This is a genomic window from Streptosporangium sp. NPDC006007, from assembly GCF_040614315.1.
In the GTDB taxonomy this organism is placed as follows: domain Bacteria; phylum Actinomycetota; class Actinomycetes; order Streptosporangiales; family Streptosporangiaceae; genus Streptosporangium.
On sequence record NZ_JBEXUG010000008.1, the window covers coordinates 96,893 to 118,168 of the forward strand.

The 21,276-nt window shown below is 71.4% G+C and carries 24 protein-coding genes; 10 read left to right on the top strand and 14 right to left on the bottom strand.

What is annotated here, in order from left to right:
• Positions 1-16: 16 nt before the first annotated feature.
• The 11 genes from tsaD to glmS all read right to left on the bottom strand — a co-directional run bounded on the left by tsaD (position 17) and on the right by glmS (position 10,413).
• Positions 17-1,048: a tRNA (adenosine(37)-N6)-threonylcarbamoyltransferase complex transferase subunit TsaD gene (tsaD, locus tag ABZ194_RS09265; protein ID WP_355594099.1), complete on the bottom strand. Its 1,032-nt coding sequence runs from the start codon at positions 1,046-1,048 to the stop codon at positions 17-19.
• Positions 1,041-1,493: a ribosomal protein S18-alanine N-acetyltransferase gene (gene rimI / locus ABZ194_RS09270; protein ID WP_355594101.1), complete on the bottom strand. Its 453-nt coding sequence runs from the start codon at positions 1,491-1,493 to the stop codon at positions 1,041-1,043. The genes tsaD and rimI overlap by 8 nt, the downstream gene beginning before the upstream one ends.
• Positions 1,490-2,173: a tRNA (adenosine(37)-N6)-threonylcarbamoyltransferase complex dimerization subunit type 1 TsaB gene (gene tsaB / locus ABZ194_RS09275; RefSeq protein WP_355594103.1), complete on the bottom strand. Its 684-nt coding sequence runs from the start codon at positions 2,171-2,173 to the stop codon at positions 1,490-1,492. The genes rimI and tsaB overlap by 4 nt, the downstream gene beginning before the upstream one ends.
• A gap of 132 nt (positions 2,174-2,305) precedes the next feature.
• Entirely contained in the window at positions 2,306-2,857 is a 552-nt protein-coding gene (locus ABZ194_RS09280; RefSeq protein ID WP_355594105.1) for a class F sortase, read from the bottom strand.
• A gap of 7 nt (positions 2,858-2,864) precedes the next feature.
• Complete coding sequence (locus ABZ194_RS09285; RefSeq protein WP_355594107.1) at positions 2,865-3,566, bottom strand: hypothetical protein; 702 nt, start codon at positions 3,564-3,566, stop codon at positions 2,865-2,867.
• A 198-nt stretch (positions 3,567-3,764) separates the two neighbouring features.
• On the bottom strand, positions 3,765-4,208 hold the full coding sequence (gene tsaE / locus ABZ194_RS09290; RefSeq protein WP_355594109.1) for a tRNA (adenosine(37)-N6)-threonylcarbamoyltransferase complex ATPase subunit type 1 TsaE: 444 nt from the start codon (positions 4,206-4,208) through the stop codon (positions 3,765-3,767).
• Positions 4,205-5,353 (bottom strand): alpha/beta hydrolase, encoded by a 1,149-nt coding sequence (locus ABZ194_RS09295; protein ID WP_355594111.1) that lies wholly within the window; start codon positions 5,351-5,353, stop codon positions 4,205-4,207. Before ABZ194_RS09295 ends, tsaE begins: the two co-directional genes overlap by 4 nt.
• Positions 5,354-5,368: 15 nt before the next feature.
• Positions 5,369-6,496: an alanine racemase gene (gene alr / locus ABZ194_RS09300; protein WP_355594113.1), complete on the bottom strand. Its 1,128-nt coding sequence runs from the start codon at positions 6,494-6,496 to the stop codon at positions 5,369-5,371.
• Between the two features lie 17 nt (positions 6,497-6,513).
• Positions 6,514-7,992, bottom strand: coding sequence for an NAD(P)H-hydrate dehydratase (locus ABZ194_RS09305; RefSeq protein ID WP_355594115.1), 1,479 nt, complete (start codon positions 7,990-7,992; stop codon positions 6,514-6,516).
• 69 nt (positions 7,993-8,061) lie between these two features.
• A complete protein-coding gene (locus ABZ194_RS09310; protein ID WP_355594117.1) occupies positions 8,062-8,412 on the bottom strand; it encodes a holo-ACP synthase in 351 nt (116 codons plus the stop codon).
• Between the two features lie 156 nt (positions 8,413-8,568).
• Positions 8,569-10,413: a glutamine--fructose-6-phosphate transaminase (isomerizing) gene (gene glmS, locus ABZ194_RS09315; protein WP_355594119.1), complete on the bottom strand. Its 1,845-nt coding sequence runs from the start codon at positions 10,411-10,413 to the stop codon at positions 8,569-8,571.
• A gap of 169 nt (positions 10,414-10,582) precedes the next feature.
• Between glmS and coaA the strand changes: the two genes are divergently transcribed.
• The gene (gene coaA / locus ABZ194_RS09320) at positions 10,583-11,485 is read left to right on the top strand and encodes a type I pantothenate kinase (protein ID WP_355594281.1); all 903 of its coding nucleotides are present in this window, start codon (positions 10,583-10,585) and stop codon (positions 11,483-11,485) included.
• Between the two features lie 102 nt (positions 11,486-11,587).
• Here the strand turns inward: coaA and ABZ194_RS09325 are convergent, their stop codons facing one another.
• Positions 11,588-12,751, bottom strand: a complete 1,164-nt coding sequence (locus ABZ194_RS09325; RefSeq protein WP_355594121.1) for a protein-L-isoaspartate(D-aspartate) O-methyltransferase — start codon at positions 12,749-12,751, stop codon at positions 11,588-11,590.
• Positions 12,751-12,876: a hypothetical protein gene (locus tag ABZ194_RS09330; protein WP_355594123.1), complete on the bottom strand. Its 126-nt coding sequence runs from the start codon at positions 12,874-12,876 to the stop codon at positions 12,751-12,753. The genes ABZ194_RS09325 and ABZ194_RS09330 overlap by 1 nt, the downstream gene beginning before the upstream one ends.
• 627 nt (positions 12,877-13,503) lie before the next feature.
• Between ABZ194_RS09330 and ABZ194_RS09335 the strand changes: the two genes are divergently transcribed.
• The 9 genes from ABZ194_RS09335 (at position 13,504) to ABZ194_RS09375 (ending at position 20,465) form a co-directional block, all read left to right on the top strand.
• The gene (locus tag ABZ194_RS09335; RefSeq protein WP_355594125.1) at positions 13,504-14,034 is read left to right on the top strand and encodes a UTRA domain-containing protein; all 531 of its coding nucleotides are present in this window, start codon (positions 13,504-13,506) and stop codon (positions 14,032-14,034) included.
• Between the two features lie 43 nt (positions 14,035-14,077).
• Positions 14,078-14,749, top strand: coding sequence for a GntR family transcriptional regulator (locus tag ABZ194_RS09340; RefSeq protein WP_355594127.1), 672 nt, complete (start codon positions 14,078-14,080; stop codon positions 14,747-14,749).
• Between the two features lie 234 nt (positions 14,750-14,983).
• Complete coding sequence (locus ABZ194_RS09345) at positions 14,984-15,244, top strand: hypothetical protein (protein WP_355594129.1); 261 nt, start codon at positions 14,984-14,986, stop codon at positions 15,242-15,244.
• Positions 15,241-15,567: a hypothetical protein gene (locus tag ABZ194_RS09350; RefSeq protein WP_355594131.1), complete on the top strand. Its 327-nt coding sequence runs from the start codon at positions 15,241-15,243 to the stop codon at positions 15,565-15,567. Before ABZ194_RS09345 ends, ABZ194_RS09350 begins: the two co-directional genes overlap by 4 nt.
• Before the next feature lie 301 nt (positions 15,568-15,868).
• On the top strand, positions 15,869-16,828 hold the full coding sequence (locus ABZ194_RS09355) for a DUF389 domain-containing protein (protein ID WP_355594133.1): 960 nt from the start codon (positions 15,869-15,871) through the stop codon (positions 16,826-16,828).
• 229 nt (positions 16,829-17,057) lie between these two features.
• Complete coding sequence (locus ABZ194_RS09360) at positions 17,058-17,963, top strand: ABC transporter ATP-binding protein (protein WP_355594135.1); 906 nt, start codon at positions 17,058-17,060, stop codon at positions 17,961-17,963.
• A complete protein-coding gene (locus tag ABZ194_RS09365; protein WP_355594137.1) occupies positions 17,956-18,834 on the top strand; it encodes an ABC transporter permease in 879 nt (292 codons plus the stop codon). The genes ABZ194_RS09360 and ABZ194_RS09365 overlap by 8 nt, the downstream gene beginning before the upstream one ends.
• A complete protein-coding gene (locus ABZ194_RS09370) occupies positions 18,831-19,745 on the top strand; it encodes an ABC transporter ATP-binding protein (protein WP_355594139.1) in 915 nt (304 codons plus the stop codon). Before ABZ194_RS09365 ends, ABZ194_RS09370 begins: the two co-directional genes overlap by 4 nt.
• Positions 19,746-19,748: 3 nt before the next feature.
• The gene (locus tag ABZ194_RS09375; RefSeq protein ID WP_355594141.1) at positions 19,749-20,465 is read left to right on the top strand and encodes an ABC transporter permease subunit; all 717 of its coding nucleotides are present in this window, start codon (positions 19,749-19,751) and stop codon (positions 20,463-20,465) included.
• Between the two features lie 72 nt (positions 20,466-20,537).
• Here the strand turns inward: ABZ194_RS09375 and ABZ194_RS09380 are convergent, their stop codons facing one another.
• The gene (locus ABZ194_RS09380; RefSeq protein ID WP_355594143.1) at positions 20,538-21,263 is read right to left on the bottom strand and encodes a hypothetical protein; all 726 of its coding nucleotides are present in this window, start codon (positions 21,261-21,263) and stop codon (positions 20,538-20,540) included.
• Between the last annotated feature and the right edge of the window lie 13 nt (positions 21,264-21,276).

Consider the following 21,276-nt stretch of genomic DNA (forward strand, 5'->3'; position numbering starts at 1 on the left):
CCTTCAACGAGTTAGATCACACGCGGACGGTGGTGATCGGCATCGAGGAGTCCGCGGGGATGTCCAGCGGGGACGGCTCGGCACCGGCCGCCACCAGGTCGGAGCCGAGCGTGGCCACCATCGCCCCGTTGTCCGTGCACAGCCCCGGGCGGGGGACGCGCAGCCTCACCCCGGCGGCGTCGCACCGCTCCCTGGCCAGGGTCCGCAGGCGGGAGTTGGCCGCCACACCGCCGCCGATCAGCAGGTCCCGGACGCCGTGCTCCCGGCAGGCCCGCAGGGCCTTGCGGGTGAGCACGTCCACCACGGCCTCCTGGAACGAGGCCGCCACGTCCGGCACGTGGATCCGCTCACCGGCCCGCTCCCTGGCCTCCACCCAGCGGGCCACCGCGGTCTTCAGCCCGGAGAAGGAGAAGTCCAGCGTCCCGTCGTCCTGCTTGCCGCGCGGGAAGGCGATGGCCGTGCCCGAGCCGTCGCGAGCCACCCGGTCGATGTGCGGGCCGCCGGGGAAGGGCAGGCCGAGCACCCGGGCCACCTTGTCGAACGCCTCACCGGCGGCGTCGTCCACGGTCGACCCCAGCGAGACGACCTCCTTGGCGACGTCCGGCACCAGCAGCAGGGAGGAGTGCCCGCCGGAGACCAGCATCGCGACGCACGGCTTGGGCAGGGCTCCGTGTTCGAGCTGGTCCACGGCCACGTGGGCGGCCAGGTGGTTCACACCGTACAGCGGCACGCCGAGCCCCAGCGAGTACGCCTTGGCGGCGGCGACGCCGACGAGCAGGGCGCCCGCCAGCCCCGGGCCCGCGGTCACCGCGATCGCGTCGATGTCGGTGAAGCGCAGGCCCGCCTGTGCGAGCGCCCGCTCGACGGTCGGGGTCATGGCCTCCAGATGCGCCCGTGAGGCCACCTCGGGCACCACCCCTCCGAAGCGGGCGTGCTGCTCGACGCTGGAGGCGATCGTGTTGGCCAGCAGGGTGTGCCCGGCGACGATGCCCACCCCGGTCTCGTCGCAGGAGGTCTCGATGCCCAGCACCAGGGGTTCGTCACGCATTGAGGTCCTTCTTCATCATGATCGCGTCGGTGCCGTCCTCGTAGTAGTGGCGGCGCACACCGATCCGCTCGAACCCGAACCGGTCGTAGACCGCCCAGGCGTCCGGGTTGTCGGCACGCACCTCAAGAAAGACCGACCGCGCCTTCCGCCGTACGGCCTCCGCCAGCAGCTCGGTCAGCATGGCGCCGCCGATCCCCGCCCGGCGGCGGCCGGCCAGGACGGCGATGGTCTGCACGTCCGCCTGATCCCCCGCGGCGAGAAGCCCGGCGTAACCGACGATCTCGCCGTCCATCAGGGCCACCACGTAGTGCCGGGTCCTGGGCTGGTCGTCCAGCTCGCCGCGGAGCATGCCCTCGCTCCAGGCGTCATGGGGGAAGGTCTCCCGCTCGACCCTCATCACCTCGGGCAGATCGTCCAGGGTCATCGGGCGCAGCACGAAGGTCATGTGGAGACCTTCTTGGGCGGCGAGGGCAGCCGGGCGTCGGGGCGGCGCAGATAGATGGGGTGGGGCGGGCTCAGCACGGGGTGGGTGCCGCTCTCCACGACCTCGCGGACGTCCGGCTCGCCGAGCTGCTCGGCGGCCAGCGCGGCCAGCGCCCCCGCGAAGGGGTACTCCGGGGCGTCCGCCAGCCGGGACGCGCCCAGGGCATCGGCGTACATCCGCGCGCCCGAGCCCACGAGCGGGAGCTCCCCGGGCAGGTCCTGCGGCCTGTCCACCGACGGCCCGGACAACCGGGTGCGCGAGTCGGCGTAGCCGCCCCAGAACACCTCCTTGCGCCGCGCGTCGGTGGCCACCAGGAACGGCCCGGTGAGCCCGCTGCCGTAGGCGACGGCGTCGAGGGTGCACACGCCGTAGGCCGGGACGTCCAGTGACGCCGCCAGGGCCTGGGCGGTCATCAGCCCGACTCTCAGCCCGGTGTAGGGGCCGGGGCCGGCGCCCGCGACCACGGCGGTGACGTCGCCGAGTGAGGCCCCCGCCTCCCGCAGGACCTTCTCGATCGTGGGCACGAGCAGTTCGCCGTGGCGGCGGGCGTCGACCGTCGTCGACTCGGCGAGGACCCTCGAACCGTCGTGCAGCGCTGCGGTGACGGCGGGGGTAGCGGTATCAAAGGCCAGGACCAGCACGAACAGTTAGCCTAGTCCGTCGCGCGAGGCCCCCGGGTCCGTCCCCGTACGGCGGGCCGGGCGCGCGGGGGATCGGGACCCGAGGGCGTGCCCTTGACCGGCACCGGCACCGGCGGGCCGGGCGCGCGGGGGTCAGGTCTTGACGAGGGTGGCGTAGACGATGACGTTGTCGTGGTACTCGTGCTTGTTCCAGTCGAAGTCGCCGCCGCAGGTGATGAGCCGGAGACCGTCCTCAAGATAGACCTTGTCCGCCGGGAACCGTTCCTTGCTCACCTGCTCGATGGAGTCCACCCGGTACTGGGCGACCTTGCCGTCGCTCCGCGTGACCTTGATGGCCTGTCCCGCCCGCATCTGCTTGAGCCTGTAGAAGACCGCGGGGTCGGTCCGGGTGTCGACGTGCCCGAGGATAACCGCGGAACCCGGGTCGCCGGGGACCGCGCTCTCCTTGACCCACCCCGCCGTGTCCGGCTTCTCGAACGGCGGAAGCTCGATCTGGCCGTCTGTCACGCCGAGTTTCATCAGCGGCGCCTTGACGCCCAGCGAGGGGATGTCGAGGCGGCTGGGCACGACCGCCCTGCGGGCCGGCGCCGTGTCCACGCCGCCGCCCTTGTCGAGCGCGACCATGACGACGCCGGTGACGACTCCGGCCACGACGATTCGTGACCAGCGGGGGGACTCTGCCATCGGCCGGCTACGAGCGGCGGCGACGCGCGACCGCGACCCCCACGCCTCCGGCGAGGGCGACCCCCAGCAGGACCCCGGTCACCCCGAACGGCATGCCCGAGTCGCCGTGCGGGCCGTCGGCGGCGGTACCGCCGCCGCCCGTGCCGGGTCCGTGGGTGCTGATGACGGTGCGGGTCGCCTTGGGAGTGGAGCTCGGCCCGCCGGTCGGCTTCTCGCTCGGTCCGTCCGTCGGCCTGTCGCTCGGCTTGCCGTCGCCCACGACCCTGAGGCTGGCCTTGCCGGTGTCGTTGGTCCCCTCACATCTGGCGTTGACGTCGTAGACGCCGGCGTCGGTGCCGGGTGCGACGACGGCTTGGCCGCGGACCCAGGGCCGCGCCGCGGGCGTGGCCCCGGCCGAGGCCGAGGGGCTGGGCGTGGCCATGATGGGGTCGAGGGTGACCGGCGCGCGGAAGGCCAGTGAGGAGGAGGTGCCCCGATGCTCGGGACCACCCTCGGGGATCGGGCAGTTGGCCAGGACCCACACCTTCTGCCCCGCCTTGGCGCGGGCCGGCTGGAGCTGGACCTCGACGTTCTCCCTGCTGATCGCCGTCTGCCTGGCGACCGGCGAAACGGCCTCCCCCGGGCTGCCCGAGCTCGCCCCCGCCGCGCATCCGGCCACCCCGAACAGGGCGATGGCCCCTAGAACCGCGACACCTCTGACCCTTGGCACCGTCGCACTCCACTCCGCAGTCCGGTCGACGACCCTCGCCCGGCACAACTTCCCGCCTGCTTCCCATTAAACATGGGCATACCCGCAAGAATCGATCTTCGACCCCGATGATTGATATCAAGTGGGACGTAGTGCCAGCCTGCCAGGATTCCCACGCCTACGGGGGTGAATCAGGCAGCGAATCGGATGACCGGGGGATCAGACGACGCCCTGCCAGCGGGCGCCGACCCCGCGCAGCCGTACCGTCCGGTCCTCACCGGACTCACCGCGCTCGATGAGGATCTCCAAGCGGTCGTCGGCGAGCCCCTCGACCAGGCCCTCGCCCCACTCCACGACCGTCACCGACTCCTCCAGCGAGGCGTCCAGGTCCAGATCGTCGACCTCCAGGTCCCCGCCGAGCCGGTAGGCGTCGACGTGGACCAGCGCGGGGCCGCCCGACAGCGAGGGGTGCACCCGGGCGATGACGAAGGTCGGGGAGGTGATCGGCCCGCGCACCTTGAGCCCGTCGGCGATCCCCTGGACCAGGGTCGTCTTGCCCGCGCCGAGCGGCCCGGAGAGCACCGCCAGATCTCCCGCGCGCAACAGCCCGGCCAACTCCGCGCCCAGTTCCCGCATGCTCTCCGCGGTCGGTACGGCCCTCACTGCCCACTCTCCTCCGCCGCCGGCCCAGCCTGCTCTGCCGGTCCAGTCCGCTCAGCCGGTCCCGGCGGCCCGGTCGGTCTCGGCGGCCCCGCGCCCTCGGTGGCCGCCCGCTTGAGCAGGTCGCGCAGCGCGCCGTTGACCACGGCCGGGCGCTCCAGCTGGACCAGGTGCGAGGTGCCGGAGACCTCGGTGAACCGGGCGCGAGGCAGCGCCGCCGCCATGGCCTTGCTGTGCTCCACCGGCGTCAGCCAGTCCTTGTCGCCGACCATGATGGAGGTCGGCACCGCGTCCAGCACGTCCAGGGCGCTCAGCTTGTCGTGCGACATCAGCGCCGGATAGAAGTCGGCGATCACCTCGAACGGGGTGGAGCGGATCATCGACTCGGCGAAGTCCACCACCGTGGGGCTGACGTTCCTGGAGTCGCCGAAGCCCAGGTGGCGCAGGGCCAGGAAGGCCACGTCACTGCCCACCTGGCGCCCCCTGTCCACCAGCGTGCCGCCGCGGCTCAGGAAGGACACCGTGCCGGGCGTGGCCTTGTGCACCGCCTTGGCCAGCAGCGCGGGCAGCCCCAGGGAGATCTCGGCCAGCTTGCCCGCCGAGGTGGAGATCAGCGCCACACCCTTGATCTTCTCGCCGAACAGCTCCGGGCGCCGGTCGGCCAGCGCCATGACCGTCATGCCGCCCATGGAGTGGCCGACCACCACGCACGGGCCCGGCACCAGCGCCTCGATCACCTCGGCCAGGTCGTCGCCGAGACGGTCGATCGTGGAGTCGTCGACGTTGGCGCGCGGCGAGCGCCCGTGCGAACGCTGATCCCACAGGACCAGCCGGTAGGAGTCACGCAGGTCACTCCGCTGGTAGTGCCAGGAGTCCAGGTTGAGCGTGTAGCCGTGACAGAACACCACGGTCAGCGGGGCCTCCTCGGGACCGTCCACCTCGGCGTAGAGGCACACGCCGTCGGAGGTGGTGACCGCGGTGGGCCGGCCGCGCAACTCGCCCAGCGGCTCGCTCGCCTCCAGGTCGGGCCGGAGCCTGATGCGCCCGACGGCGTACCGTTTGGCGAGGGCCGCGGCGGCCACCCCGGCGGAGGCGGCGCCGACGACGACACCCGCTATACCGACCTTGCGCCGTGCGGCAGTGCTCATGCGCCCCCCTGACTCTCACCGGTAAACGCGCGGAACTCGCGAACCGATCCCGGTCACAATCTCATGCGTAATCGTGCCAAGGGAATCCGCCCACTCCTGCACAGTTGGCTCACCCTGCGAACCGTCACCGAACAGAACGATCTCGTCACCCTCGGTCAGCGACTCGTCCTCCATGTCGATCATGAACTGGTCCATGCAGACGCGGCCGACGATCGGCCGCCGCCCACCGCCCACCAGCACCTCGGCCCGGCCGGTGGAGTGCCGGGGGACACCGTCCGCGTACCCGAGGGGGACGAGGCCAAGCGTGGTCTCGCGATCGGTGACGTACAGGTGCCCGTAGGACACGCCGGAGCCCGCCGGCACCCTCTTGGCCAGCGCGATCCGCGCCACCAGGGTCATCGCCGGGCGCAGTCCGAAGTCTCCCAGTTCGGGCACGGGGCTCAGGCCGAAGGCCGCCAGCCCCGGCCTGATCATGTCGTAGCGCGCCTGCGGCAGGGTCAGCGTCGCCGCCGAGTTGGCGATGTGCCGGATCACCTGCGATCCCCCGGCCCCCGCCTTCTCGGCGAAGGCCACCGCCTCGTCGAAGGCGGTCAGCTGGGCCTCGATGGACGGGTGCCCCGGGATGTCGGCGCAGGCGAAGTGCGACCAGAGCCCGGCGATCTCGATCGTCCCCTCGGCCTGCCCGGCCAAGGCACGGTCCACCAGCGCGGGCCAGGCGGCGAGCACCGCGCCACCCCGCGAGAGGCCGGTGTCCGCCTCCAGGTGCAGCCGGGCGACCCGGCCGGTACGGCGCGCCGCCCCGGCGATCGCGTCCACCATGCCCACGGCCCCGGCCGACAGCTCCACGCCCTGGACGATCGCCTCCTCCAGCGGCTCACCCGGCGTGATGATCCACGACAGAATCGGCGCGGTGACCCCCGCGGCCCGCAGTTCGAGGGCCTCGCGGAGATAGGCGGTGCCGAGCCTGGTGGCTCCGCCCTCCAGGCAGGCCCCGGCGACGGCCACCAGACCGTGCCCGTAGCCGTCGGCCTTGATCGCGACCATGATCTCGGCCCCCGGGGCGTGCTCGCCGAGCAGCGCGACGTTGGCCCGGATCGCGGAGAGGTCCACCCGCGCCTCGGCAGGGGTCATCGGGAAACTCATCTTTCCAGTCTGGCAGGTCAGGGGCCGTGTCCGTGCCGGGCGGCGACCGACCCGACGACCCCGGGAAGGGCTTTCAGGACGTCCCCGGCGGCGAGCGGGCCGTGCCGCCCGGCGAGTCCGTGCAGATAGGCGGCGCAGGACGCCGCGTCGTATCCGCCGAGCCCCGCGGCCAGCAGCGCGCCGGCCAGCCCGGCCAGCACGTCCCCGGTGCCGGCGGTGGCCAGCCAGGCGCTACCGGTGAGATTGACCCTGACCGGCAGCCCCTCCTCGGCGACCAGCGTGGTCGAGCCCTTGAGCAGCACGGTCACGCCGAGGTCCTCGGCGGCCCGCCGTACGTGCTCAAGCCTGCCGGCCTCGATCCGCGCCCGGGGCACTCCCAGCAGACGGGACAGCTCTCCGGCGTGCGGGGTGATCAGCACCGGCGCGGTACGGCGGAGCAGCGCGCCGTCCCGGGCCGCCAGCGTCAGCGCGTCGGCGTCCACCAGCACCGGGACGTCGCTCGCCAGCACCGAGCGGGCCAGGGCCAGCGCCTCGGGGCCGGTCCCGAGGCCGGGTCCGAGCACCCACGCCTGCACCCGGTCCACCCTGTCGACCCCCTCGCCGGGCTCCAGCTCCGTGATCACGGCCTCGGGCCAGCGGGCCCGCACCTGCGCCACCGGTTCGGCGACCCCGGCGTAGCGGACCATGCCGGCCCCCGCCCGGATCGCCCCGCCCACGGCCAGCACCGCGGCCCCGGTGTAGGACCGGCTGCCGGCCGCGACGCCTACCACTCCCCTGCTGTACTTGTCGGAGACCGCGCCCGGCCTGGGCAGCAGCGCCGCCACATCGGCGCCGGTCGGCGCGGACACCCCGGGATCCGGCAGGTAGGGCCCGAGCCCGATGTCGACGAGCTCCACCCGCCCCGCGTGCCCGGCGCCGGGATCGACGAGCAGCCCGACCTTGCGGGCGCCGAAGGTGACCGTGACGTCCGCGCGGACCGCGGCCCCCTCGACCCGCCCGCTGGAGGCGTCCACCCCGCTCGGCACGTCCACCGCGACCACCGCGCCGGGCGCGTCACCGGTCAGGCCGGCGAGGGTGGCGTACGGCTCGCGCAACGCCCCCGTCCCGCCGATGCCGACCAGCCCGTCCATCACCAGGTCCGCCCCCCGGACAAGGTCGTGAACCGTCGCGGGCGCGGCGCCGCGAACGTCCGTCACCCGGCCCCCCGCCCCTCGCAGGGCCGCGAGTCCCGCCTCGTGGACCCGCGCCCCGGCGAGTACCGCGTCCACCCTGGCCCCCCTGGCCGCGAGCCGCGCTCCGGCGTGGAGGGCGTCGCCTCCGTTGTCGCCCGCGCCGACCAGGATCACCACGCGCGAGCCGTACACGTCACCGAGCATTCCCGCGCAGGTCACGGCGAGCGCGAAGGCCGCCCGTCGCATGAGCGTGCCTCCGGGCAGCCTCGCCATGAGCGCCGCCTCGGCCGCCCTGATCTGATCGGAGGTGTACGCGGTCAGCATGGTCTTGACGCTATCGGGCGCCGATCACCGGCGCGTGCTCCGGCACGGCCGATGGGCGGTGCGGGTGACTCAGCCCTCGGCGATGACGTAGGCGACGGCCACGCCGCCGTCGTGGGTCAGTGACACGTGCCAGCGGATCACGCCGAGCGTGGCCGCGACCTCGGCGACCCGGCCGCTGACGTGCAGCTCCGGCCTGCCGTACGGGCCCCTGCGCACCTCGGCGTCCAGATGGGCCAGGCCGGGAGGCGCGCCGAGCGCCTTGGCGACCGCCTCCTTGGCCGCGAACCTGGCGGCCAGGGACCGTACGGCCAGCACCTGCTCCGCCTCGGTGAAGAGCCGCGCCCGCAACTCGGGCGTCCGGACGAGCGACGCCTCGAACCGCGCGACGTCCACGACGTCCACCCCGATGCCCACGATCACGCTTCCAGGCTAGCGAAGGCCCGTCCGGTCAGGACGAAGAGCCGACCAGATCCGGATTTCGCCCCTCTTTCCCCGTTTTACTCACCGGCAATCCATAGCCGTTGTCCACAGCCTGTGGACAACGGCTCGTCGCGACGGCACCGGCAGGGGCCGCGCCTACTCCACCGTGACGGACTTGGCCAGGTTACGGGGCTGATCCACGTCGTGCCCCTTGGCCGCGGCCAGCTCGCAGGCGAACACCTGGAGCGGCACGGTGGCCACCAGCGGCTGGAGCAGGGTCGGCACGGCGGGGATGTGGATCAGCGTGTCCGCGTAGGGCTCGACGGCGGTGTCGCCCTCCTCGGCGATGACAATGGTCTTGGCCCCCCTGGCCCGGATCTCCTGGATGTTGGAGACGATCTTCTCATGCGTCACGTGCTGACCCGTGGGGGACGGCACCACGACCACCACGGGGAGCCCCTCCTCGATCAACGCGATCGGCCCGTGCTTGAGCTCCCCCGCCGCGAAGCCCTCGGCGTGCATGTAGGCCAGCTCCTTGAGCTTGAGCGCCCCCTCCAGCGCCACCGGGAAGCCCACGTGGCGGCCGAGGAAGAGCACGCACCGCTCGTCGGCCAGCGACCTGGCCAGCTTGCGGACCTTCTCCGACGTCCCGAGCACCTTTTCCACCTTGGACGGCATCTCGGTCAGCCGGTCGATGATCTGGGTGATCTCGTCACCGAACTTGGTCCCCCGGACCTGGGCGAGGTAGAGCGCCACGAGATAGCAGGCCACCAGCTGGGTGAGGAACGCCTTGGTGGAGGCGACGGCGATCTCCGGGCCCGCGTGGGTGTAGAGGACGGCGTCGGACTCGCGCGAGATCGTGGAGCCGTTCACGTTGCAGATGGCCAGCACCCGGGACCGCTGCTCGCGGGCGTGCCGTACGGCCATCAGCGTGTCCATGGTCTCGCCGGACTGGGTGATCACGATGATCAGCGTGTCGCGGTTGAGGATCGGGTCGCGGTAGCGGAACTCGCTGGCCAGCTCGACCTCGCACGGTATGCCCGCCCAGTGCTCGATGGCGTACTTCGCGATGAGCCCGGCGTGGTAGGAGGTGCCGCACGCGACCACGATGATCTTGTTGACGTCCCGCAGCTCCTGGTCCGACAGCCGCATCTCGTCCAGCACCAGCGTGCCGTCGGGGCCGACCCTGCCGAGCAGCGTGTCCGCCACCGCCCGGGGCTGCTCGGCGATCTCCTTGAGCATGAAGTGGTCGTAGCCGCCCTTCTCTGCGGCCGAGGCGTCCCAGTCCACGTGGTAGTCGCGCGTCTCGGCGGGGGCCCCGTGAAAGTCGGTGACCGTCACCCCCGACGCCCGCAACTCGACCACCTGGTCCTGGCCGAGCTCGACCGCCTCACGCGTGTAGGCGATGAACGCCGCCACGTCCGAGCCGAGGAAGTTCTCCCCCTCCCCCCGCCCGACGACCAGCGGCGAGTTACGCCGCGCGCCCACCACCACGTCCGGCTCGTCCACCGAGACCGCCAGCAGCGTGAAGGCCCCCCGCAGCCGCCGGCACACCCGGCGCATCGCCTCGGCCAGCCCCTCCTCGGCGAACTCCTCCAGCAGGTGCGCCACCACCTCGGTGTCCGTCTCCGAGGCGAGCTTGTGCCCGTCGTTCTCCAGCTCGGCCCGGAGGTCGGCGAAGTTCTCGATGATGCCGTTGTGAATGACCGCGATCCGCTCGTCACAGTCGGTGTGCGGGTGGGCGTTGCGGTCGGTCGGCGCGCCGTGGGTGGCCCACCGGGTGTGCCCGATCCCGACCGTGGCCGGCGCCGCGGGCCGCTCGGTCAGCACGGAGCGCAGGTTGACCAGCTTGCCCGCCCGCTTCTCCACGGTGAGCTGCCCGTCGGTGCCGACCAGGGCGATTCCCGATGAGTCGTACCCCCGGTACTCCAGCCGCCCCAGTCCCTCGACCACGACCTCAACGGCCTGGCGCTGACCGACATATCCCACAATTCCGCACATGGCGACCCCCTCTTCTCTCTGAAAGATCGACCATTGAGCCTATGGAGAACCCCCCCGGGAACCCAAGAATCCTGCCCGCCATCAGGCAAAGCCGTCCCCCCGGAGAGTCGTTTCCGACCGCTCAGTAGGCTTCGTGACTATGGCCAACGGGTGGGACGCGACGCCGTACGTGGAGCTGAGCCGGGCACGGTGGGGCGAACTCCGCAAGAACACGCCTCTGACGCTCACCGAGGACGAGTTGGAGGAACTGCGCGGCGTCGACGACCCGATCGACCTCGCCGAGGTCACCGACATCTACCTGCCGCTCACCCGGCTGCTCAACCTGCACTTCACCGGCGCCAGGCAGCGCAGCGCGGCGGTCAACACCTTCCTCGGCGCCGGTCAGGGGCCCGCCCCCTACATCCTGGGCATCGCCGGCAGCGTCGCGGTCGGCAAGTCCACCACCGCCCGGCTGCTGCACACCCTGCTGGCCCGGTGGCCCGAGCACTCCCGGGTGGACCTCGTCACCACCGACAGCTTCCTCTACCCCAACAAGATCCTCACCGACCGGGACATCATGCACCGGAAGGGCTTCCCGGAGAGCTACGACCGGCGGGCCCTGGTCAGGTTCGTCGCCGACGTCAAGGCCGGCGTGCCCAAGGTGAGCGCCCCGGTCTACAGCCACCTCGAATACGACATCGTGCCCGGCGCGACACAGACGGTGCGCCGCCCCGACATCCTCATCGTCGAGGGCCTCAACGTCCTGCAGTCCGCCCCGCCCACCGCGCTCGCCGTCAACGACTACTTCGACTTCTCCATCTACGTCGACGCCAAGGCCGAGCACATCCGCGACTGGTACGTCGACCGCTTCCACAAACTGCGCCGCACGGCCTTCGAGGACCCCAAGTCCTACTTCAAGCACCTCGCCGAACTGTCGCACGAGGAGGCGACCACGTTCGCCGAGAACGTGTGGCGCGACATCAACGAGCGCAACCTCCTGGAGAACATCGCCCCCACCCGGGGCCGGGCCGGCCTGGTCCTCCGCAAGGGCCCAGACCACTCCATCCGCCGCGTCCGCCTCCGCCGCACCTGACCCCGGCGATCGCCGTCCGCCAGGCGCATTCCATGATCACCGAAGGAGTGTCCCAACCGGCCTGGTCTGGCGGGTGTCGTAAGGGGGGGAAGATCAAGGTCATCAACCGATGATCCGGTCCGCTCCGTCCAGCCACACCTTCTGCCCATCGGGGGTGACGGTCATGCCGAACCGGGCCCGGCCCGGCTGCCCCCAGGCGACCCACCGGAAGTAGGCGTCGACGACCTCGTCCCAGACCGGACGCCGGCCGTACCCGCGGACCTCGAACTCTCGCCGCCCGGGGCGCCAGGTCACCGCCGCGGCGTCCGAGCCGTCGGCGTCGTAGACCCACAGCCGGTAGAAGTCCGGCCGGCGCAGCCCCTGGGAACGCAGCCCGGTCAGCGCGTGGATCGCCAGGTCGGCCCCGGCCGGGGCGTAGGCGATGGTACGCGGGTCCACCGCCGTGGTGGCGGCCTGGTGGTCGCGGGTGTAACTCAAGACGCCGTCGGCGGGGCGCTGGGAGCGCATCATCATGTAGGAGGCGAACCCGGGATATGTCCCGTGCGCGACGCCGCCGGGGGCGACGATCAGCCGCAGGGCGTGGTCGGCGCCGAAACCGGGGCAGTACGGCAGCACGATGGTGCCGCCGGGGCGGGTCTGCGCCACCCACGTGTACGGCACGGCGCGCACCCCGCAGGTCACGTGCACCCGGTCATACGGACCGTCGGCGACGGTGCCGACGGCGCCGTCGCCGATGACCAGGCGGGGACCGAACCCGGCGACGGCCAGGTTCTTGGCGGCCTGCTCGGCCACCGCCAGGTCGACCTCGATCGAAGTGACCAGATCGCCGTCGCCGACCAGGTGCGCCAGCAGCGCGGCGGTCCACCCGGTGCCGGTCCCGATCTCCATGATCCGGTGCCCGGGGTCGGGGGCCAGCCATCCGAGCAGGGCGGCGACGGTGCTGGGGGCTGAGGCCGAGGAGGTGTAGTCGGCCCCCGAGGGCAACCGCACGACACCGTCGGGGCCGACCACGTCGGCGATGGACAGCGCGCCGTCGTCGAGCTGGGTCACGATGGGGGTGTCGCTGTAGACCGCCTCCCACCACCCGGCCGAATCGGCGGCCCGGTCGATGGCGCGCAGACCTCCACCGTCACCTGGGATCAGCGCCACCGCCGGGACGAACTCGTGGCGCGGCACCGCCCGCAGCGCCCGCTTCACCGGCCCGGCGACGCGGCCCAGACCATCGATCAAAGCGCCGATCCGCTCGGCGAGCGCGGGCTCGTCCACTATCCGCGCTTCCCGTCCTCATCGGGGGCTTCGTGGGCGCCGGGCTCGTGCTTCTGGTCGAAGTTCGGCTTGGGGATCTTGACGTCCTCCTCCTGCGGCCCCTTGCCGTCGTCGTGCTTGCCCATCTATCCTCCTTCGCCGGGGCGGTTCTCTCAGCGTGAAGGTATGGCTACGCACTGTTCCGGACAAGGGGACAACCCCCTCACGTTTCGCCGGGCCGACGCCCACCGCGCCGCGCGATCGTACCGGCGCCGCCCGCAGACCGAATGACGCAACGAGCCGGCCACCACAGGCATGATGATCGCCCCCCGGCGGCCGGGCTCTCCCGCGCCGCCACACCTCCCGCTCGACGCGCTCGAAGACGTCGGCGTCCGTCCGCCGCCGCCACTCCGGCAGATCGTCCCAGTCGGCGACATAGCCCGGCTTCGGGGCCGGGATGTGCTTGTAGATCTGCGCGATGAGGATGCACCGAGAAGAGGCCCCAGGCGCGAAGACTCCAAAGGCCCATCGAAAAACCGCCACCCAACCAGGAGAAAAGCATAGATCTCATCTCACGGCCCCGCCCGTGTCTCCCGGAGGGGCGGGCTCTCGCCAGCCCTCCTCTGAGCCCGTAGCGGCCCGCACTCCGACGGACCGGCCCTGTCTTTCACGGTGTCGGCGGCTGTCCGCCGTTGTCTCGGCAGCCTTCCAAGGACCTCAACCACCATAATGGTTTTCGCGAGAAGTATGATCGGCGGACAAGGAGAGGAAGTATGTGGATTGTAAGCTCCCTGCCCTATCTGTCCCCTCGGCAGGAGGGCCAGATGGACGCCTGGTCGGAGGAGGCGGCGCAGGCCGGCCATGTCGGCACCCAGCGGATTCGTGCGGTGGTCACGGACGCCCCTCCCGCCGATGTCGCCTCCGCGCTCGGCTTACGATCGGCTGCCGCCGCCGTCGTACGGCGTCGGACGATGCTGCTCGACGACCGGCCCGTCGAGCTGACCGACTCCTGGTATCCGGAGCGGATCGCGGCCGGAACGGCGCTCGCCTCGCCGGAAAAGATCAAAGGCGGGGCGGTCACGCTCCTCGCCGATCTCGGCTACGCCGTACACGAGGCCCGGGAGGACATCACCTTCCGCGCCGCCACGGCGGACGAGGCCTCCGAGTTGGAGATACCGGCGGGCACCCCGGTGATCACGTTGTTTCGGACGTGCCTGACCGCCGAGGGGGAACCTTTCGAGGCATCGGTCATGGTGATGGTCGCCGAGAACCGCCATCTGCGATACCGGCTGAAGGCGAGCTGACCACATGATGCAACGAGCCGACGATCGTCCACCGTACGAGCAGATGGCGGCGGACATGCGAGCACGGATCATGGCGGGCGACCTCGCCCCTGGAACACGACTACCCTCGACCGCGCGGCTGGTCGAAGAGTTCGGCGTCTCGAACACGACCGTCCAGAAAGCCCTGGCCGTCCTCAAGGGGGAGGGCTACCTGACGAGCCGACAGGGCAAAGGCGTGTACGTCCGCGACCGCCAGCCGTTCCAGGTTGAGGTGAGCGCATATCTGCCACCGGAGCCGGGCGGCTACTCCTACGAACTTTTGGAGGTCGGCGAGGTCCTTCCTCCTCCCAAGGTCGCCGAGGCACTGATGGTCGAATCCGGCGGTCGCGCCCTTCTGCGCCGCCGGTTGCTCCGGCACGGCGAGCGCCCTGTTGAGATCTCGTGGTCGTACTACCCGTTGGAGCTCGCGGCCGACACGGAATTGGCCAAGCCCCATAGAGTTCGTGGCGGCGCGCCTCGCGTGCTCGCCGAGCGCGGGCATCCTCAACGATCCTTCGTGGACGCGGTGTCGGCGCGGATGCCAACGACGGAGGAGGCTGACCTCCTCGCCCTGCCGGACGTGCCGATTATCCGGCAGTTCCGCGTGATTTACTCCGACCACGACCGGCCCATCGAGGTATCAATCCTGGTCAAAGGCGCCCATCTTTACGAGCTGCTGTACTACCTACCGGTCTGAGGACAGGTACTCCAAGCCCCACCGACCGGAGCTTTTTTGAGAACACCTTGTCTGCTTATCGCGATATCCATTAAAGTTGAGCGCAAGGCCTCCGGCAGCGTCGAAGAACTCTCCGTCGACGCGCCGATCGCCTGCGCCGTACAGCGCCCGGATTCTTCCCCACCTCATAATGCGGACCCGCCCGCCGCTCGCAACGCCTGGGCGGGTCCGCGATCAGACAGGAGGTCCGATCCCATGCATGATGACAGATTCACGATGCCCGACTCCGCGATCCCCGGGTGGCGGGTGATGCGCAGTGACGCCGGGCGGTACTGGGCCAGCCGCGAGAAACCCTTCGACGACGACGGGGAGTGGTACGACCCGCCGTTCCGGACCGTGGACGGCGACACCTTCGAGCAGCTGCGAGCCGAGGTCAAGCGGCAGGAGGAGGTCGCGCGGACCCGCGCCCGAGAGAACGTCCGGGAGGCGGTAGCGTCCGAGGGGACGGCGCCGTGATCGGGCGGCGTGACCCGCACGTCGCGGGACGGCACCGTATCGGGCAGACCCCCGCCGCCGTGCACCGCCGCGTGTGGGACGGCCCGGCCCGTGCCGAGGCCGAGCGATTGGAACGTTCCTGGCCTGGCTGGGTCGTGCTTTACGGCCCCGGCAGCCGCCGCTTCCACGCCCTGGCCGCCTGGCCCTCCCCCGCCCCCATCATGGTCTGCGGCCGCACTCCTGCGGAGCTGGAGGAGGGGATGCGCCAGGCCGAGGCCGACGCCCTGCTGCGCCGCCACCCCTTCCCCTCCCCGGGCGTCCCCGCCCAGCGCCGCCCCTCCTGAAAAGCGGGCGCGGCTCCCGAAACGGGCGCGGCTCCTAAAAGCAGGCACGGCGGCGGACCTTCCCTCCCCCCGCCGTCGCGCCGCCCACCGCACGGGCCCCGGCATTGAGGGGTGACCGGACCCGTGCGTGACGCGGGCGGGCGGAGTCGTTACCCGACCCGCCCGCGTCGCCCGGTTTCCGGGCACCCCGGCGCAACCGGCGCCGAGCCACGACTCCGAGCGGAGCCTGCCCGTGTCGTCGCGCACCTCGGCCACGATCCGCGCATCACCTCCTTGCCGGGTACGGCCCTAAAGTGAGCGGGTGTTGCATCTACGTGTGATCAGCCCGGTGGAGCGAACCGACGACGTGCTCGGGCTGCTGGAGACCGCCGTGGGCGTGACCAACCTCGTCGTGCTGCACGGCGTCGCCCGCTCCCCCAAAGGCGACCTGGTCCAGTTCGACGTCGCGAGGGAGGCGGCGAACGAGGTGATCGAGCGGCTCCGGCACCTCGGGCTGTGCGCGGACGGCTCCATCGCGGTCGAGCGGGTGGACCTGTCGCTCTCGGACGTGGCCGACCGGGCGGAGGAGGAGGCGCCCGGCGAGGGGGACGACGCCGTGGTCTGGGCGGAGCTCGCCCAGCGGGTCTCCGACGACACCCGGATCACCTGGGCGTTCCTCGCCTTCCTGACGATCGCCACGCAGCTCGCGGCGGTCGGGGTGATCGTGAACTCGCCGATCCTCATCGTCGGCGCGATGGTCCTGGGGCCGGAGTTCGGGGCGATCGTGGCCGTCTGCTTCGGCCTGCTGCGCCGCGACGGACCGCTGATCGGCCACGCCCTGCGCACACTGGCCGTGGGCTTCGCCGCGGCGATCGCCGTGACCACCGTCTGCGTCGTGGCCACCCGGCTGTCCGGCTGGATCGGCCCGGCCACGCTGTTCGACCACGAGGAGATCGAGTTCATCGTCAAGCCCGACAGGTGGTCGTTCGTCGTGGCGCTGCTCGCGGGCGCGGCCGGGGTGCTCTCGGTGACGGCGGGCAAGTCCTCGGCCCTGGTCGGCGTCTTCATCTCGGTCACCACCGTGCCCGCCGCCGGTTACTTCGCGGTCGCCGCCGCACTGGCCCGCTGGGACGACATGACGGCCTCGGTCACCCAGCTCGCGGTGAACATCGCGGGCATGATCATCTCCGGTACGGTGACACTTCTTCTCCAGCGGGCCTACTGGTCCAGGTTCGGCCTGCGGCTTCCGATCAGGCCGCCACGGAACTCCGGCCGCGCGTAGGAACGGCGGCGCCCGGGGAGGACCCCGGCACCTCGTGGGAGGGGACTCCGGCCGCGCGGAGGACGGCGGGAGCCTCCAAACACGCCAAACGCCCCCGGCCGGCACTCCGGCCGCGCTCGTAGGACATCGGCGGACAAGCCGCGCGGGAACGTCTACCGGACTTTCGGACGAGGCGATCCTCGTCCATGCGGTGGAGGAATTCGCGCCGAACGATAGGTAGTGTCCGACCATGACTATCCTCGCCACCGAGGGACTGACAAGACGCTTCCCCCGGGTGACGGCGCTCGACCGGCTCACCGTGACCGTCGGCTCCGGCGTCACCGGCCTGGTCGGCGCCAACGGCGCGGGCAAGTCCACGCTCATCAAGATCCTGCTGGGCCTGCTCGAACCCTCCGGCGGAAGCGCCCAGGTGCTCGGCATGGACGTGACCACCCAGGGCGCGGAGATCCGGCGGATCGTGGGATACATGCCCGAGCACGACTGCCTGCCCCCCGACCTGTCCGCCACCGAGTTCACCGTGCACATGGGCCAGATGTCGGGCCTGCCCCGTACGGCCGCCCGGGAGCGCGCCGCCGACGTGCTGCGCCACGTGGGCCTCTACGAGGAGCGCTACCGCGCGATGGGCGGTTACTCCACCGGCATGAAACAGCGGGTCAAGCTGGCTCAGGCCCTGGTGCACGACCCGCGCCTGGTCTTCCTGGACGAGCCGACCAACGGCCTGGACCCGCAGGGCCGCGACGAGATGCTGGCGCTGATCCGCAGGATCGGCACCGAGTTCGGCATCAGCGTGCTGGTCACCTCACACCTGCTGGGCGAGCTGGAGCGGGTCTGCGACCACGTCATCGTGATCGACGGCGGCACGCTGCTGCGCTCCTCGTCCATCTCCGAGTTCACCCAGACCACCCAGACCGTCACGGTGGAGGTGGAGGAGGGGCAGGCCGCCCTGGCCGCCCGCCTCACCGAGCTGGGCGAGACCGTCACCCCGCACGGCCGGATGCTGCTGGTCCACGTCCGCGCGCCGGAGACCTTCGACGCGCTCCGCGACGCCGTCTGCGAGCTCGACCTCTGCCTGATCCGGATGGAACAGGGCCGCCAGCGCATCGAGGACGTCTTCCGGGAGCCCGCCCATGTCTGAGCCCACGGGTGTCATTCACGACATCGGATACCGCCACTACGACGGGGTACGGCTCGGCCGGGGCCACGCCGCCGTGGCGCTGGCCGTGCACAGCCTGCGCGGGGTGTTCGGGCTGGGCCGCACGGCTCGGGCGAAGATCATCCCGTTCCTGCTCGTGGGCGTCATGCTGCTGCCCGCGGTCGTCTCCATCGCGGTCATGGCGATGCTCAAGCAGGAGGCGATCACCTACACCTCCTACGCCGTCACCATGCAGGCCGTACTGGCGATCTTCCTGGCCTCCCAGTCCCCCTACACGGTCGCCCCCGACCTGCGTTTCCGGGTGCTGCCGCTCTATCTGTCGCGGCCGGTGACGCTCTGGGACTACGTCGGAGCCAAACTCACGGCGATGATCACGGCGATGTTCCTGCTGCTGGCCGTGCCCCTCACCGTGCTCTACATCGGCGAGCTGGTCATCGACCTGCCCGGGCCGCCCCACACCTCCGACTATCTGACGAGCATGGCCGGAGCCGTCGTCTACGCGGCGCTGCTCTCCTGCATCGGTGTGGCGATCGCCTCCTTCACTCCCCGGCGTGGCCTGGGCGTGGCCTCGGTCATCGCGTTCTACCTGCTCACCTCGGCCGTCTCGGCCGTCATCGCCGCGACGATGGAGTCGGTGAACAACTACACCGCCGCCGCGTGGGCCTGGATGATCAACCCGTTCTTCCTGGTGGACGCCGCGGTGCAGGTCGGGCTGTTCTCCGCGAAACCCTCGGCGCCCACCGTCTACCCCACGGGAGCGGGCGTCACGGCGGCGATCCTGCTGGTGGCCGGGCTGATCGCCCTGTCGGTGACCGCCCTGATCGCGCGCTACCGGAAGGCGGCCTCACGATGAACCTCGAACTGGCCCAGGTGTCCCGCTGGTACGGCAACGTGGTCGCCGTCAACGACGTCACCATGACCATCGGGCCCGGCGTCACCGGCCTGCTCGGCCCCAACGGCGCCGGCAAGTCCACACTGCTGCACATGATGGCCGGGTTCCTCGCCCCGTCGGGCGGCACGGTCACCCTGGACGGCACGGGCATCTGGCGCAACCACGAGATCTACCGCTCGATCGGCCTGGTCCCCGAGCGCGAGGCCGTCTACGGCTTCCTCACCGGTTGGCAGTTCGTGCTGTCCAGCGCCCGGCTCCATCACCTGCCCAACCCCGACGACGCCGCGCGCAAGGCACTCGCCACGGTCGAGATGGAACCCGCCAAGGACCGCAGGATCGAGACCTACTCCAAGGGCATGCGTCAGCGGATCAAGGTCGCCGCCGCGCTCGTGCACGACCCGCAGGTGCTCCTGCTCGACGAGCCGTTCAACGGCATGGACCCCCGCCAGCGCATGCACCTGATGGACCTGGTCGGCAACATGGGCGCCGCGGGCAAGACCATCCTGTTCAGCTCGCACATCCTGGAGGAGGTGGAGCGCGTCGCCCAGCACATCGAGGTCCTGGTCGCCGGCCGCCACGCCGCCTCCGGCGACTTCCGCGAGATCCGCCGCAGGATGACCGACCGGCCCCACGTGTTCCGGGTCCGCTCCAGCGACGACCGCCGACTGGCGTCGGCCCTCATCGGCGACGCCTCCTCCAGCTCGGTCTCGCTCACCGAGACGGGCCTGGAGGTGCAGGCCGTCGACTTCCGGCGGTTCACCTGGCTGCTGCCCAGGGTCGCCAAGGACGCGGGTGTGCGGATCTGGCAGATCTCCCCCGCCGACGAAGACCTGGAGAGCGTCTTCTCCTACCTGATCAACAGGAGCAGCTGACCTATGAACGGTGTCATCGCCGGAATCTCCTACCGCTCACTGCTCGGCCGGAGAAGGATCTGGCTGCTGGTCGTGTTGCCGCTGGTGCTGATCGGCCTGGCCGTACTGCTGCGCGCCGTCGGCAACGGGAGCGAGGCGACCACGGTCACGCTCATGGAGAAGTTCGCCCTCGGCACCATGCTGCCGCTGCTCGGCCTGATCGCGGGGACCGGTGTGATCGCCCCCGAGATCGACGACGGCACGATCGTCCACCTGCTGGCCAAGCCGATCTCCCGCCCGGTCATCGCGCGGACCAAGTTCCTGGTCGCCGCCTCGATGCTCGCGCTGTTCGCCGCCGTGCCGACCTTCGTCGCGGCCTACCTGCTGGTCAACCTCGAATCAGACATCGCGTACGGCTTCGCCCTCGGTGCCGGAGTCGGCGGGGTCGCGTACGCGGCGGTGTTCATGCTGCTGGGCATCCTGACCCGGCACGCGGTCACGATCGGCATCGCCTACGCGCTCATCTGGGAGGGGGTGGTCGGCAACTTCGTGCCCGGCGCCCGCAGGTTCTCCATTCAGCAGTGGGCCCAGACGGTCGCCGACCAGGTCTCCTCCTCGCCGTTCCTGTCCACCGAGATCACCATCGGCTTCGCCGCGACCGCCCTGCTGCTCGTCACCGTCGGCGCCGTCCTCTGGGCGGGCAGGCGCCTGCGGAGCTTCTCCCTCACCGGCGACGAGTAGCCCTCCCCTCGTGTGCGCCCCCGCCGAAGAGGGCGCACACGTACGGTTCACCAGCGCGGACGCCGGACGGGGTCAGGGGGATCGCCGGAGGCGGGCGGGGAGGTTCGCGCGGCGGCCCGCTCGGACGCCGAGGACCACCAGGATCAGCAGCCCCACCCCCGCGGGGACGTACCACAGGCGGCCGGCGAGGGGGGATGCGTCCCGCCGGGTGGCCTCGGCCGCCGCGGCGCCGGCCGGCAGCTGGTCGGAGTGGGCGGCGCAGACGATGGGCTTTCCCCCGCTTCCGGCGGCGGCGCAGGCGACGGTGGCCAGGCGCAGGAGGTCCTCCGGCGTGGCCTGCACCTGAGCCGTGGTGTGGAAGGTGACGTCCTTGCCCGCCGGCACGTCCACGGTCCACACGACCTGCCCGTCCCGGACCGAGCCGTGACCGTCGGCCGAGACGAACCGGAGGCCGGGGGGCATGCTCTGGGTGAGATGGAGTTTCCGGGCGTCGGTCGTGCCGATGTTACGGATGGCGACGGTGTAGGTCAGCCGGTCGCCCTCCTTGGTGGTCGTACGGCCGTTGTCGACGCTGATGCTCAGCTTGGGGGTGACACCGGCCGCGTCTTTGCCGCCGTTGGTCTCCGGAGGCGGCTTGAGCGCGGACGCCGCCGCCGCGGAGGTGGCGAGGGCCGCGACGAGGACCACGCCGAGCCCGCACAGCGCGGCGGCACGCCTCACGGTGCCGGACGTGGTGGCGCCGGTCGAGGTGATGGCGCCACCGGAAGTGGTGCTGCTGCTGGAAGGGGTTCCTGCCATGGCTTCTCCTTCG

Bases quoted from the DNA above. Each gene is read 5' to 3' on its own strand.
- ABZ194_RS09340 (WP_355594127.1), top strand. From the start codon at position 14,078: ATGGCGGCGGACATGCGAGCACGGATCATGGCGGGCGACCTCGCCCCT.
- ABZ194_RS09335 (WP_355594125.1), top strand. From the start codon at position 13,504: ATGTGGATTGTAAGCTCCCTGCCCTATCTGTCCCCTCGGCAGGAGGGC.
- ABZ194_RS09380 (WP_355594143.1), bottom strand. From the start codon at position 21,263: ATGGCAGGAACCCCTTCCAGCAGCAGCACCACTTCCGGTGGCGCCATC.
- alr (WP_355594113.1), bottom strand. From the start codon at position 6,496: ATGAGTTTCCCGATGACCCCTGCCGAGGCGCGGGTGGACCTCTCCGCG.
- ABZ194_RS09375 (WP_355594141.1), top strand. From the start codon at position 19,749: ATGAACGGTGTCATCGCCGGAATCTCCTACCGCTCACTGCTCGGCCGG.
- ABZ194_RS09365 (WP_355594137.1), top strand. From the start codon at position 17,956: ATGTCTGAGCCCACGGGTGTCATTCACGACATCGGATACCGCCACTAC.
- ABZ194_RS09330 (WP_355594123.1), bottom strand. From the start codon at position 12,876: ATGGGCAAGCACGACGACGGCAAGGGGCCGCAGGAGGAGGACGTCAAG.
- rimI (WP_355594101.1), bottom strand. From the start codon at position 1,493: ATGACCTTCGTGCTGCGCCCGATGACCCTGGACGATCTGCCCGAGGTG.
- ABZ194_RS09370 (WP_355594139.1), top strand. From the start codon at position 18,831: ATGAACCTCGAACTGGCCCAGGTGTCCCGCTGGTACGGCAACGTGGTC.
- ABZ194_RS09345 (WP_355594129.1), top strand. From the start codon at position 14,984: ATGCATGATGACAGATTCACGATGCCCGACTCCGCGATCCCCGGGTGG.
- ABZ194_RS09305 (WP_355594115.1), bottom strand. From the start codon at position 7,992: ATGCTGACCGCGTACACCTCCGATCAGATCAGGGCGGCCGAGGCGGCG.
- tsaD (WP_355594099.1), bottom strand. From the start codon at position 1,048: ATGCGTGACGAACCCCTGGTGCTGGGCATCGAGACCTCCTGCGACGAG.
- ABZ194_RS09360 (WP_355594135.1), top strand. From the start codon at position 17,058: ATGACTATCCTCGCCACCGAGGGACTGACAAGACGCTTCCCCCGGGTG.
- ABZ194_RS09295 (WP_355594111.1), bottom strand. From the start codon at position 5,353: ATGAGCACTGCCGCACGGCGCAAGGTCGGTATAGCGGGTGTCGTCGTC.
- glmS (WP_355594119.1), bottom strand. From the start codon at position 10,413: ATGTGCGGAATTGTGGGATATGTCGGTCAGCGCCAGGCCGTTGAGGTC.
- ABZ194_RS09280 (WP_355594105.1), bottom strand. From the start codon at position 2,857: ATGGCAGAGTCCCCCCGCTGGTCACGAATCGTCGTGGCCGGAGTCGTC.